The 12,064-nt window shown below is 49.7% G+C and carries 13 protein-coding genes; 7 read left to right on the plus strand and 6 right to left on the minus strand.

Translation table 11 applies throughout. The features are described from left to right. Positions 1 to 105 precede the first annotated feature (105 nt). On the minus strand, positions 106 to 582 hold the full coding sequence (locus EKM89_RS08475; RefSeq protein WP_125687603.1) for a Rossmann-fold NAD(P)-binding domain-containing protein: 477 nt from the start codon (positions 580 to 582) through the stop codon (positions 106 to 108). A gap of 558 nt (positions 583 to 1,140) precedes the next feature. Here EKM89_RS08475 and EKM89_RS08480 point away from each other — a divergent pair. The 7 genes from EKM89_RS08480 to EKM89_RS08510 all read left to right on the plus strand — a co-directional run bounded on the left by EKM89_RS08480 (position 1,141) and on the right by EKM89_RS08510 (position 7,535). Beyond that, positions 1,141 to 2,346, plus strand: a complete 1,206-nt coding sequence (locus EKM89_RS08480) for a betaine/proline/choline family ABC transporter ATP-binding protein (protein ID WP_125687605.1) — start codon at positions 1,141 to 1,143, stop codon at positions 2,344 to 2,346. Continuing rightward, on the plus strand, positions 2,343 to 2,969 hold the full coding sequence (locus EKM89_RS08485) for an ABC transporter permease (protein ID WP_048734472.1): 627 nt from the start codon (positions 2,343 to 2,345) through the stop codon (positions 2,967 to 2,969). Before EKM89_RS08480 ends, EKM89_RS08485 begins: the two co-directional genes overlap by 4 nt. A 12-nt stretch (positions 2,970 to 2,981) precedes the next feature. Further along, positions 2,982 to 3,911, plus strand: coding sequence for an osmoprotectant ABC transporter substrate-binding protein (locus tag EKM89_RS08490; RefSeq protein WP_125687607.1), 930 nt, complete (start codon positions 2,982 to 2,984; stop codon positions 3,909 to 3,911). Between the two features lie 55 nt (positions 3,912 to 3,966). Then, on the plus strand, positions 3,967 to 4,575 hold the full coding sequence (locus EKM89_RS08495; protein WP_191988759.1) for an ABC transporter permease: 609 nt from the start codon (positions 3,967 to 3,969) through the stop codon (positions 4,573 to 4,575). Positions 4,576 to 5,230: 655 nt separating this feature from the next. Next, complete coding sequence (locus EKM89_RS08500) at positions 5,231 to 6,583, plus strand: hypothetical protein (protein WP_125687611.1); 1,353 nt, start codon at positions 5,231 to 5,233, stop codon at positions 6,581 to 6,583. A 425-nt stretch (positions 6,584 to 7,008) separates the two neighbouring features. After that, the gene (locus tag EKM89_RS08505) at positions 7,009 to 7,272 is read left to right on the plus strand and encodes a type II toxin-antitoxin system Phd/YefM family antitoxin (protein WP_125687613.1); all 264 of its coding nucleotides are present in this window, start codon (positions 7,009 to 7,011) and stop codon (positions 7,270 to 7,272) included. Further along, on the plus strand, positions 7,272 to 7,535 hold the full coding sequence (locus EKM89_RS08510) for a Txe/YoeB family addiction module toxin (protein ID WP_125687615.1): 264 nt from the start codon (positions 7,272 to 7,274) through the stop codon (positions 7,533 to 7,535). The genes EKM89_RS08505 and EKM89_RS08510 overlap by 1 nt, the downstream gene beginning before the upstream one ends. A 56-nt stretch (positions 7,536 to 7,591) precedes the next feature. Here the strand turns inward: EKM89_RS08510 and EKM89_RS08515 are convergent, their stop codons facing one another. The 5 genes from EKM89_RS08515 to EKM89_RS08535 form a co-directional block, all read right to left on the minus strand. Continuing rightward, positions 7,592 to 8,029: a hypothetical protein gene (locus tag EKM89_RS08515; RefSeq protein ID WP_125687617.1), complete on the minus strand. Its 438-nt coding sequence runs from the start codon at positions 8,027 to 8,029 to the stop codon at positions 7,592 to 7,594. Between the two features lie 92 nt (positions 8,030 to 8,121). Continuing rightward, a complete protein-coding gene (locus EKM89_RS08520) occupies positions 8,122 to 8,502 on the minus strand; it encodes an MFS transporter (RefSeq protein WP_125687619.1) in 381 nt (126 codons plus the stop codon). A 150-nt stretch (positions 8,503 to 8,652) separates the two neighbouring features. Further along, positions 8,653 to 9,201, minus strand: coding sequence for an MFS transporter (locus EKM89_RS08525; RefSeq protein ID WP_125687621.1), 549 nt, complete (start codon positions 9,199 to 9,201; stop codon positions 8,653 to 8,655). 24 nt (positions 9,202 to 9,225) lie between these two features. Beyond that, entirely contained in the window at positions 9,226 to 9,858 is a 633-nt protein-coding gene (locus tag EKM89_RS08530) for an MFS transporter (protein WP_125687623.1), read from the minus strand. A 316-nt stretch (positions 9,859 to 10,174) separates the two neighbouring features. Next, positions 10,175 to 12,064: a WxL domain-containing protein gene (locus EKM89_RS08535; RefSeq protein ID WP_125687624.1), complete on the minus strand. Its 1,890-nt coding sequence runs from the start codon at positions 12,062 to 12,064 to the stop codon at positions 10,175 to 10,177.

Here is a 12,064-nt window from a genome sequence, read left to right on the forward strand (position 1 = left end):
ACCCGTGAGTCGCCTGCGTTTTCCACGGGCTAGCCCTCTGGCGCAACATCCCACTGCCGGAATGCCGCCATTTTAAGCGACACCTTCCTACACTCTAAGCCTGTTTTACCCCGCCAAACCATCTAACGGAATGCCGGCTGAAGTTGCGGTAAAAACACGGGGCGTCTCCAACGCCATCAGCGTGCTGATGCCGGCGAAACCTTCGACCAGATCAAAGTTGATGCCCGCCGTCATCAAGGTGCGCCGGGCATCCCGAATTTCACCCGGTAACTCAACGATATCGTCGGTGCGGCTGACGATGACTTGACCGGCGCCGGCTGCGGCAGCCGCAGTGGCTAACGTCCGGGCCATTTGTGCCAAGTGAATCGTGGGTACTAACGCCACGACCACATCTTGATCCAACATCGCTGCGGTCAGGCCGCCTTCGTCAATGGCCTCACCGGTCAGTGCGGTCACCGTCGTTGGCAACGTGACCGCACTCGGGGTGTACACCGTCAGCTCTAACTGACTATTTTGGCTTAATTGGCGGACAAATGTTTTGCTAGCGGCGTCCAGCGCCCCAGCGAGTAAGATTCGTTTCAAGGTCGTAACTCCCTTTCGTTTTTTGATCATGTTTTAGATTATAAAGGGTTCTAGTAGGTCGAAGGCAACCCCTTTTTTAAAATAATTTCGATTAAAATAAATAAGGTTTTTCTTATCTGAAACACATTCTTTTATGTTACGTTGAGAAGAGTGGTTAACCCGCATACCCGCGGGCTTAAGCACTAATTACGAATTCATTTACACCTGAGTATTATCAACGTCGGCAATAGTTTTTCTTTGGAAAGTCCCTCTAACTCGTGTACAATGGGCGTAATTACAGGCTGACATTCACATACGACCGGTCTCCAGGATGCCCCTTCTTCAGGCGCTTCTCGGCACACCGATCGTTATTTTTATAGCGTGCAGGTCGTGAGTCGTTCACGCTGTGCGATTTCTGTCTGGCCGCTGTGCCCCTCAACCAACACTTACTTATGCTGTGGTTGGTTGTGAATAGTCGTAGCGCTGCGCTACGCCGGTAAGCCGGTCTTGAAACTTCTCAGGGCGACCGGCTTTCTCGAAACAGCTTCAAAAAACCGTAAAATTACAGGAGGTTAATCAATGCTACTTTCAATGGAACATCTACGCAAAGAATATCCCAATGGTAAGGTTGCCGTCGACGACTTCAATTTACAGGTCGACCGCGGCGAGTTCATCGCCTTCATCGGCACATCTGGTTCTGGGAAGACCACGACCATGCGGATGATCAACCGGATGCTCAACCAGACCTCCGGTACCATCACAATCGACGGTAAGGACATTTCTAAAATGGACCCGGTCAAGCTCCGACGCTCCATCGGCTACGTGATTCAAAACACCGGGTTAATGCCGCACATGACGATTCAAGAAAACATCGAAATCGTCCCCAAGTTGCTCGGCTGGTCAAAGGAAAAACGGGCCGAACAAGCGCACAAAATGATTGAACTGGCCCAATTGCCAGACGACATGTTGCAACGCTATCCCGGTGAGCTTTCCGGTGGCCAACAGCAACGAATCGGTGTCGTGCGGGCCTTAGCCGCCGACCAACAGATCATTTTGATGGACGAACCCTTCGGTGCCTTGGACCCCATCACCCGAGAATCCTTGCAGGACCTGGTCAAGCATCTCCAAGAGGATCTCGGCAAGACCTTTATCTTCGTGACCCATGATATGGACGAGGCCTTGCACCTCGCCACCCGTGTTGTCATTATGAGCCATGGTAAACAGGTCCAAGTCGACACGCCCGAAAATATCCTGCGGCACCCGGCCAACGAATTCGTGACCAACCTCATCGGTGAGGAACGACTAATTCGGGCCCAACCGAACATTTTAACGGTCAGCCAAATCATGTTGAAGACCCCCGTGTCCATCACGCCTGACAAGACGCTGGATGACGCCATCGACCTGATGCATGACCGACGCGTTGATACGTTGCTGGTCACCGACGATAAGGGTGTGCTCCAAGGCTTCGTTGACTTGGACGACATCAACCGAATCACCGATGGCACCACGCCCATCAGTCGTTTCACCAACCGCAAAGTCTTTTACGTGCAGGCCAACTCCCTCATCGGGGACACGGTCGATCGGATCTTGAAACAGGGGGTTAAAAACGTTCCCGTAGTCGATGCCAAGAAGCACTTAGTCGGCATCGTTACCAGAACGGCCTTAGTTGACATCGTGTACGATGCACTACGAGGAGCGCCAGACGCCGATGAAGAACCAGCTTCACCGATCAACGCTGACATCCATGCCGCCGCCAATCATGAAGGAGGCGACACTGCCGAATGACCCATTTCTTAGCCACATACGGCTGGCAACTCGTTGCCAAGACCGGCCAACATTTATACATCTCAGCCGCTGCACTGGCCCTCGGGGTCATTGTGGCCGTGCCATTAGGCATTCTGCTGACGCGGATGAAGCACGGAGCCAACTTTGTGATCACCCTCGCTGGTGTCTTGCAAACGATCCCGGCCATGGCGTTACTGGCGATGATGATTCCCATCTTCGGGATTGGCTCCACACCGGCCATTGTCGCCCTGTTCATCTACTCCCTCCTGCCCATCCTGCGCAACACTTACCTCGGAATGCAGGGCGTCTCCCCGACCGTGCGTGATGCGGCCAAGGGGATGGGGATGACCTGGTGGCAAATGATGGTCCGCGCCGAGATTCCACTGGCCGCGCCCGTCATCATGGCTGGTATCCGGCTGTCCGCAACTTACGTGATTGCTTGGGCCACGCTGGCGTCTTACATTGGCGCTGGTGGCCTCGGGGACTTTATCTTTAACGGTTTAAACCTCTACCGGTCCGACCTGATTCTCGGCGGCTCGATTCCCGTTATCCTCTTAGCCCTATTGGTGGACTACTTACTGGGTAAAGTGGAATGGGCCGTCACGCCACGACCCTTACGATAGGAGGTTCGTTTGATGCGAAATAAATTACGTAAATGGCTCGCCGCATTTCTGGTTGCCGTCGTCCTCCTTCCGTTAGGAGGTTGCGCGCTGCCAGGATTAGCCGGCTCCGGCAATAACACCGTCCGGATTGCCTCACAGAATACGACCGAACAGCAGATCATGGCCTACATGATTGCTGGTATGATCAGTCACTATACCAACTTACACACCTCAATTATTAATAACTTAGGATCCGGGAACGTCAGCTTCAACGCCCTCAAGAATAACAACGCGGACATCAGTTCCATTCGTTTCAACGGGACCGATCTGACGACCATCCTAGATGAAAAGTTTGAACGCGATCCCGCTAAGGTCAACACCATCGTCACCCAGGAGTTTCAAAAACGCTACCAGATGACTTACTTCAAGTCTTACGGGTTTGCCGATACCTATGCCTGGATGGTTAAGCAGAGCTACGCGAAAAAGCACCACCTAGAAACCGTCAGTGACTTAAAAAAGTTGGCGCCAAACATGACCGTCGGGATCGACCAAATTTGGCAAAACCGGCAAGGCGACGGCTATCCTGCCTTCCAAAAAATGTACGGTTACAGCTTTGGCAAGGTCTTACCGATGCAGACCGGGTTGCTTTACGACGCGCTGTCCGCCGATAAGATGGACGCCATTCTAGGCTACTCCACCGATGGCCGGGTCGGCAGTTACCATCTGAAATTACTAAAAGACGACCGGCAGTTCTTCCCACCATACGACGCCAGCCCCGTCGCTACGGATGCTATTTTAAAGCAGCATCCCGCGTTGAAGGGCGTGCTGAATCGTTTGGTTGGCAAGATTTCACTGACGACCATGCAAAAGTTAAACTACCAGGTCGACGACCAACTCGAAGAACCACAGACGGTCGCGACGAATTTCTTGAAACAACACCACTATTTCGAAGGGGGCAAGTAACGTGAAAGACTTAGGCTTATGGGGTCAATTAATCTACTACTTCTCCCACAACGGGATGTACGTGTTGAGTCAATTTAACCAAACGTTTCTGGTCTCCATCTACGGTGTCCTGTTGGGCGCCATTGTTGGGATTCCACTGGGTATCTGGATTTCACAGTACCGGCGGCTCTCGCCAGTGATCATTGGAGCGGCCAATGTGATTCAGACCGTACCTTCCCTGGCAATGCTGTCCATTCTGATGCTGGGACTAGGGCTGGGGCAAACGACCGTCGTGGTCACCGTCTTCCTGTACTCCCTACTACCAATCATCAAGAACACCTACACCGGCATGCTGAGCGTCGATCCAGACGTCTTGGACGCCGGTAAGGGAATGGGGATGACCCGCTGGCAAGTCATGATGACCATCCGGATTCCCCTCTCGCTGTCCGTCATTATCGCTGGCATCCGTAACGCGCTGGTCATCGGTATTGGGATTACCGTGATCGGCTCGTTCATCGGTTCCGGCGGTCTGGGCGACATCATCATCCGTGGGACCAACGCGACGAACGGTGGTGCAATTATTCTGGCGGGAGCGTTACCGACCGCGTTAATGGCGATTATCACCGACTTGGTCCTCTCCTTCATCGAAAAGCGTCTTACTCCCAAGACGTCTTCGGAACACTAATCGGTTGGTCGCGTTATCCTTTGTTATCATTTAATTCTGATTTCTTTGTTACTAAAAAAGCTTAAAACAGCTGGTGTCGTCCCGATTGGACGCGTACCGGCTGTTTGTCTCTGTTCCTTTGTTAGCACTCATTTCACTTCCGCTGATTGCTTGGCAAGGTTTCATCGAACAAGCGGTGAACGACATTTTAATTTCGACCATCACCTTCTTTTGGCTGCGCAGTTACTTACAAAAACCAAGCTTGGAGACTCGGTATTTTCGAGGCTTCAAGTTGTGTTCGCACCGATTCAGCCCATATCTGCCGGCCGGTAAGGCGATGGTTGGACAACGTTGCCTAATTTTAGACCCAGTATCGTTGTGACAACGGTCATAATGTGTGTTTTGGAACTTTCAACCTCAGCTGTAAGTCTAAGTTCAACTAAACATAACGCCACAGTAAGCCTGAACCAACTTACCTACCGCGGCGTTTTTTAGTCTACGCGACCAATTCAGATAGCCCCAATAGACCAGTCATCCCCCCAACCATAAAATCCCAACAATTATCACCGCAACAAAACCACTAGCACGCCATCAGAGCCGGAACGCGGTCATTTTTCATCCAACCTAATCACTATGCTATACTGGGTTGTAAATGATTAATAGAGGAGATGGTCGGGTGAACCGGCTGAGACAAAGTGGCATCGACTTTTCTGTGGGCACCCTGAACTTTCTGGCAAATATCGGCATTATGTTGCCCTACGTGCTGATTCTAACCAAGTACCAGACGACCCACAGTGAAACGTTTCTGATTGCCCTGGTAGCATTTTATATTTCCCGTGCCGCCAGCATTTTTTATACCAAACGCCTGAACTTGAGATCCACGACGTACCTGATTCTGAGTCTGGTGCTCGGCGCCTTGGGAAGTCTGACCTTTGCGCTAACCGATGCCGTCGGGTGGCTGATCATCGGCAGCCTTCTCTGGGGCTATAGCGCCGCCACAATTTGGCCGTACTTTTTGACCGTGAAACTTCACCTAAGTGCAACCACCGAATTTCGTATGAAGCGGCTCTACTGGGCCATTTTCGCTGGACTAGCACTGGTCATCGGCGTGGACCTATTGGCGAAGTTGAGCTACACGTTGACCTTTGTCCTACTGGCCCTGCTGTACCTCGCCGCGGTTCCCGGGGGCATTCTGTTAGATAACTTTACCAACGACTTCTACCAGAATCGGCCCCATCATCTGCATGGCATCACACAGACTTGGCGCTGGATTCTGTCAGTGATTGGCTTTGCCGTCATCGCCGTGCTGACGACGTTGCGTAAGGCTAGTGTCAGTATTCCCAGTGGCATCGTGCTCGCCATTATTGGTGTGGCGCTAGTCATCCTCGCTATTGAGCTCTATAGCGACCGTCACGTTCTCCCTAACTACAAGGTACGTCTCCTGAACCGAGGATTTCTGGTAAGTCTCGTACTCCTGTTCAACAGTTTCTTCGCCTACTTCTATCTCGGTAGCGGTGGCATGTATGCCGTCTTTGCCCTCTACCTGGTTGGCTTTGAAACGGGCTACCCGGTCTTCAAGGCCCTTGGGAAACACGATGAGGCCCGCGCCCTGCGCCTTAGTCAAATCAGTCTGGTGGCTGGTCACGTGCTCCTGTTGGTTCCGTGGGTCGGCAGCTACCCGGTTGGCCTCCTACTGATTACGCTGTACGTGGGCTACGATAACCCAACCATCAACGAAACGCTGTACGGCTCGGCGGAAATTGATAGTGACACTGCCATCGTCAATAAATACCGTTTCTCCACGTACGGTGGGTTGCTCTGCCAGCTGGCCATGTTTGGTCTGCTGGTCGCCGTTAGTGCCGTGACCCATACGCACATTCTGGACTTCTTTAAGCCTAGCAATGCCGGGAATTTCTGGCTGTATACGTTGACGATGAGTTGGCCGTTAGTGCTGATTTCACTTGGGATTTCGATTGGAAATATTTTGCATGAACCGAAGACCCGTGACGTGACTCGGTCCGTAGATTAACGGTCAATTTCGCATTAAAAATAAACTCATAATCAGTCACCCGTTTCACTGAGCGTTTCCCTACCCTAATCCCTTAGCCAATGCTATACTTCATCACGAATCACAAACCACCGGCCACGTCTTCGTTAGGGAAGATGTGGCCGGTGGTTTTTACCTATTTTAGACATTATATTACGCTTGATGCTAGTTGATTAAAAAGGAATTACGATTACGCCAGCTTCCATTCATGACATCAACATGGTAAAAATAGTGGTAGACCAATCCGCTTGATCATATACTCTAGCTGACGTTGGTTATTTCAAAACAACTTCTGTTCTACAAACAATGGCTATATACCAAGCCACTATCTTTGCTATTAGGTACGTAATCTTATACATTGAGTCGAGACTGGAAGATATCACTTTGTCGCATTGGAGGAAATAATAATGGAAGCCACAACTTATTCAGATTTCAGAAAAAAGCTCAGATTTTACTTAGATCGTGCTACTGATGACTTTGAACCGATCACTGTCACTCGCAAAAATAACCGTAATGCCATCGTAATTTCCGAGGAAGAGTATAACAATATGTTGGAGAACCAATTTGTCCTAGGAAATCCAGCAAATTTGGCTTGGCTCGATAAATCCAAGAAACAATTCGAAACTGGACACACTGAATGCCACACTCTTATTGAACCTAGAGAAAAATAATGAACAATAACTTTTCTGAAAATGTTTGGACAGACTATCAATGGCTTCTAAAAAACAACAAACCATCATTAAAACGAGTTAATAACTTGCTCAGAGACATTGCCCGCCACCCTTTTACTGGCATTGGTAAACCAGAACCCTTACACGGAAATTATGCGGGTACCTGGTCACGGCGTGTGAACCATAAAGATCGCCTTATCTACACTATTAAAGACAATGATATTTTGATATATATTTGTCGGACACATTACTCTCAGAAGTAACGTAATATTAAACCCAGCGATCACGCTCTTCAAACGAAGACGTGACCGCTGATTTTTTACGCAATTAATTTCAAAATTCCATACGTTCCACTCAAAACAATTAGTAGTACTGGCGCCAACACAATCCCCATCGCCATTAGTAAAATGCTCACCCCTAACCGGCTGCTTGGGTCCCAGCTGGCACTCGGTACTAGGTTGAAGTAAGACGCCCACAGCCGCTGGACCGGCTTGTCAATGTGAAAGACCATCTTCTGGTTCAGCTTGGCCAGCAGAATACGCACCACCGGCAATAACAGCCAAAAGCTCAGCGTAAAGTACCACGACGTCGTGTCCCAGTTAAAGATAAATTTGCCAACAATGAAGCGACAGTTGAGGACAATCAAAATGAGATACGCTGGCAAGCCGACAATATAGGTAATTTCGTAATTGGTCCAACGCGTTAGGCTCGGCGTGATGGTGACCAGCGTTTGCAACAAAGATGGTTTCCGACTCACGATGACCCGCCCCTCCCTTGAAAAGTGCTCTCAGTATACGCACTTTTCAGCGAGAGGTAGTTGCCAACGACGCCGTTTTCTCCATGAACAAACTAAGGCCGGGCTAGCCGCCGCCGTAAAACCTCTGCGTACAGCAAGCCAACGACGATGGCAGCCACTAAGCCAATCCACGCGATAGCCATCGTCCACCCGTTCGCAAGGAAAGCAAACACGACCGCACCACCCGGTACCGTCAGCTGAATCACGGTATAAAACACGCTTAGAATCGACCCAATCGCCTCTTCCGGCAACTCTGTAATCATTTCCGCTTGGATTCGTGGATTGAGTAAACCAATCAGGACCCCGTTGACCAAGATGCAGGCGACCAGGATGTAGCGGTTCTGCAGCCACAGTAGATTGGCACTGATGACGCCACTTACACCGATCACCAGCGTCAGGTTAGTCGGAATCGACAGCCAGGCCACCCGCTTCATCGGCGTAAATGACCCCAGAATTATCCCCACGCGTAAATCACGAAAACAATATTGAATAGCGTCGACCCCAACATACTGACAAACGTTGCCAGTGTCAGCAGGCGATAGCGCCTGTTGTGTAGAAAGACCATCATGCCGGTCAGCTCCTCTCTAGTCGAACTCGGCGTGCTGGATAACGACTAGAAAATACATCCCCGTCAGCACCGTCACTCCCCCATAGAGCACTTGCGGCCAAATGACCGCCCAATGTGTCACCATGACTCCGCCCAACACTGAGCCAAATGGAATCATGGCTGAGAGTAGACTTTCGTTAATCGTTGAAATGCGGCCCAAGATTTCACTGGGAAAGGCCGACTGAACGTAAGCGATAAAATTGATGTTCATCATGCTGACAAACAGCGCGCTCACTGAGATCAAGAGGACCGCCAAACCCCCTTGCCGACTCACGACTAATAGCAGGCGACAGCCGCCACCTAAGATCAGGCAACCACCGGCAAAGGTAATCAACCGATTCCCCGTGAGCCTCAATTTCTGTACCAACAATGCGCCTAACAAGCCGCCAACGGCAATTCCCGTCAGCAGGGCGCCGTACCCCCACGCCTGCCTGCTCAGATAGACCCGTGCGAACCGTGGCAAACCGGCATCGGCAGCCCCATAGAAGAGGTTGACTAGCGCAAATGGCACCAATACTTTCAGCATAAATGGGTGTTGCGCAAGTGTTTGTCATCCCAATCTCAGCGACTGCCCGTAGTGCTCATCGGTTGTGGGTCCTGGACTAGCTTGACTAAGCCGCAGAAACTTGAAGACCAACAGGGCGATGCCAAAGACCGGTACCGCTAACAGGAGCGTGTGCTGCACGGAGAGAACCGATAGGAGGCCCAGGACAGCCCCGTTGAGAATCAGGTCCAGTACCTGATAGCTCATCTGAAACAGCCCGTTGACGTGCAACAGGTCGACGCCACTGACAAGCAGCGGCAGGAGTTTGTCCTCGGTGGGATAAATCAATGCTGAACTGATGGTCGATAGCAGGAGGAAACCTAATAAGAGGCCACCTAGGAACCTTCCATTTAGTCGTAGTGCTAGAACGACGACCAATGCCAGGGCCAGAATAACCTGGCTACCAGTTGCCCCAACCAACACGCGTTTTACTCGCACCCGATCCAAGATGGGGCCGAGCAAAAATGAGAGTGCATCCACTCCAGACGTGATCACAAAGACTGCCGTGACAAACCACGCCGACTGATAGCGTGTATTAAAGTCCCACAATACAGACATATAGATCAGGCTGTCGCCGACGTTGGTGAGTATGCGGCCAGCTAGCAGTTGACGAATGGTTTGGGTGTTGGTGGTTGTCATGGGCGCCTCGCTGTCTTAATTACATTATTTTTAACCGCGCAATATAGGAATAAACGTATTATATCACCTTTTTCTCATCTGATTTTAATCTTTCTAAAACAAAGATGGTATCTCTTCTAACCCTCCCATCTACCGCCCATTTCTGGATATTCCAGTTTGGCCGGTCACTAAACAATAGACCCAGCGTCTGGCCCACTAAGAGACTTTCGGTCATTTGCAGGCCAATACCGTTTAACAACAATTATACAAAAAAAGTCACCTTGCTTTCTCACCCTAGAATTGGTAAGGAAGCAAAGTGACCTATATTCATTCTAATTTAACCGAAAGCATTGTAGACGGATGAACTGGTAGAGCTGGTTTGGGTGCTGTCACCACCACCCAAACTGCCAGTCTCTCCACCACTCTCATTACCGCTTTCATTACTGCTTTCATCACTACTACTGCCGCTATTACTACTACTGCTGCTATCACTGGTATCAGGACCGCTGTTATCCGTGCCAATGGCGTCCGGCGTATTCTCGAGTAACCAGGTAATCGTTCCCGTGTACTGCGTGGACGTACTTCCGGAATAAATGCTTGGTAACGCATCAAGATACATGCCATTAGCTGGACTGGTCAGACTTTGATTGGTCGTTGACCAACCTTTAGCAGTATTGAGCGGATAAGTGATACTCCGATCACGCTGCCCTGCCGCAACTAATACGGCACTCGACATGGACTGCTTATTGCCATCGCTGTCGACGTAGACCATGTGACCGTTCAGCGTCCGACCATCATTAGACGTCAGCTCGCTGGCTTGTGCCGTGACGTACCACGGCGTGCCAGAAGCCTGCGTATCAGTGATGGAAACATCCGGTGTCGTTGTCGGCGCGAACAAGGTTTCTTTAGATGGTACGGCTACTGAGCCGAAGTCCATGAGTGAGCTGATACTGCTAAATCTAAGTTCACCAGTCGTCCGTGTAAGAGTAATATTAGAAGTTCCATCCGTTGTGACACCATCTGAGTTAGTTGCACCCATCTTCACAATTAAAGAATCACCATTCGCTAAAGCAGCAATTTTGGCACCCAACCCGGTTTGGTCAGACTTCAATGTAACATCACTCAAATTATAATGGGTATCCAAATAAGAAACGGACACACCCGCCTGTTTAGCAATCCAACTTAAAATTTCACTATCAGATTCACCTTTTAAGTCTTCACTCGTATTGGGATCAATATCGAGGTTAGCCTCATCTGGAGAAATATCTAAAGTCTTTACATAGTTAGCCGAAACAGAAACTTTGTCTCCCATATCATCATACTCAGTAACCATAGCAGCAGTCCTTCCAGTACTTGCATCTGCCATGTTCGCAAGGTAATCACTAAGATTAAACGTAAATGTACCATCTGGGTCTATTACACCATAATAAGTATTATCATTACCATCTTTGCTTAGTGACAGCTCTGTCTTCAATCCTGGCTGACCGGCACCGCCAGTAATAGTCTTATCTGAACCTCTAAGTTGCTTAACATTACCGCCTTGGGTAGCTTTATAAGTTCCATTTAAATAGAAAACAGGGTCAAACGTGGTACCGCCCCAAGCTGCTTCAAGAGCAGAATCCACATCAACTCTCGCGTATATTAGATAATCAGTAGTAGACGTATTACTATATGTCACTGCAAAACCAAAGTTTAACGGCAGTGAATTGCGGAGATCAGATAAATCAACATCCATCTCGTAATAGTTCGATGACACCGTCAAACTCGAAGTAGACGTGGTACTGCCAAGCAAATTTGTCCCTTCGGCAACTTTTCTCGCTGGATTTACATTTGAAGCCATAACTACCGGCTTAATACTAGTAATTTTGGTACTTCCATAACTTGGAACCCCAAAAGAACCACTCAGCAGAATATAGATCTTGGTCGTTTTATCTGTAATTCGACCATTGCTGGAACGACCATTGGCCGCAATTGGTGCCTGTAGCTTCGGTCTTGTAGAAATCGTCCAAGCAGGGGAAGTTTGCCCTGTCGTAGACCCAATAGAGGTTTGCCCAATATACATGGGAGCATTATCCGTTCGCGCCTCATAATAAGCGGATTGCGTACTTAATGGCCCAACGCCAGCTGGCAACGATGCTGCTTCCACTGATTTTTCACCAATCAAACCAACGCCCAGCACCACGGCAAGCAATAAGCCAAGTTGTCGCATGAATTTACGTAGCTTCAT

Origin of the sequence: Levilactobacillus fujinensis, assembly GCF_003946335.1 — a bacterium.
GTDB lineage: Bacteria > Bacillota > Bacilli > Lactobacillales > Lactobacillaceae > Levilactobacillus > Levilactobacillus fujinensis.

What these genes read in the sequence shown, in the direction of transcription:
- EKM89_RS08495 (WP_191988759.1), top strand. Translation starts at nt 3,967, where the DNA reads ATGTACGTGTTGAGTCAATTTAACCAAACGTTTCTGGTCTCCATCTAC.
- EKM89_RS08505 (WP_125687613.1), top strand. Translation starts at nt 7,009, where the DNA reads ATGGAAGCCACAACTTATTCAGATTTCAGAAAAAAGCTCAGATTTTAC.
- EKM89_RS08525 (WP_125687621.1), bottom strand. Translation starts at nt 9,201, where the DNA reads ATGCTGAAAGTATTGGTGCCATTTGCGCTAGTCAACCTCTTCTATGGG.
- EKM89_RS08485 (WP_048734472.1), top strand. Translation starts at nt 2,343, where the DNA reads ATGACCCATTTCTTAGCCACATACGGCTGGCAACTCGTTGCCAAGACC.
- EKM89_RS08530 (WP_125687623.1), bottom strand. Translation starts at nt 9,858, where the DNA reads ATGACAACCACCAACACCCAAACCATTCGTCAACTGCTAGCTGGCCGC.
- EKM89_RS08535 (WP_125687624.1), bottom strand. Translation starts at nt 12,064, where the DNA reads ATGAAGCTACGTAAATTCATGCGACAACTTGGCTTATTGCTTGCCGTG.
- EKM89_RS08510 (WP_125687615.1), top strand. Translation starts at nt 7,272, where the DNA reads ATGAACAATAACTTTTCTGAAAATGTTTGGACAGACTATCAATGGCTT.
- EKM89_RS08480 (WP_125687605.1), top strand. Translation starts at nt 1,141, where the DNA reads ATGCTACTTTCAATGGAACATCTACGCAAAGAATATCCCAATGGTAAG.
- EKM89_RS08520 (WP_125687619.1), bottom strand. Translation starts at nt 8,502, where the DNA reads ATGAAGCGGGTGGCCTGGCTGTCGATTCCGACTAACCTGACGCTGGTG.
- EKM89_RS08490 (WP_125687607.1), top strand. Translation starts at nt 2,982, where the DNA reads ATGCGAAATAAATTACGTAAATGGCTCGCCGCATTTCTGGTTGCCGTC.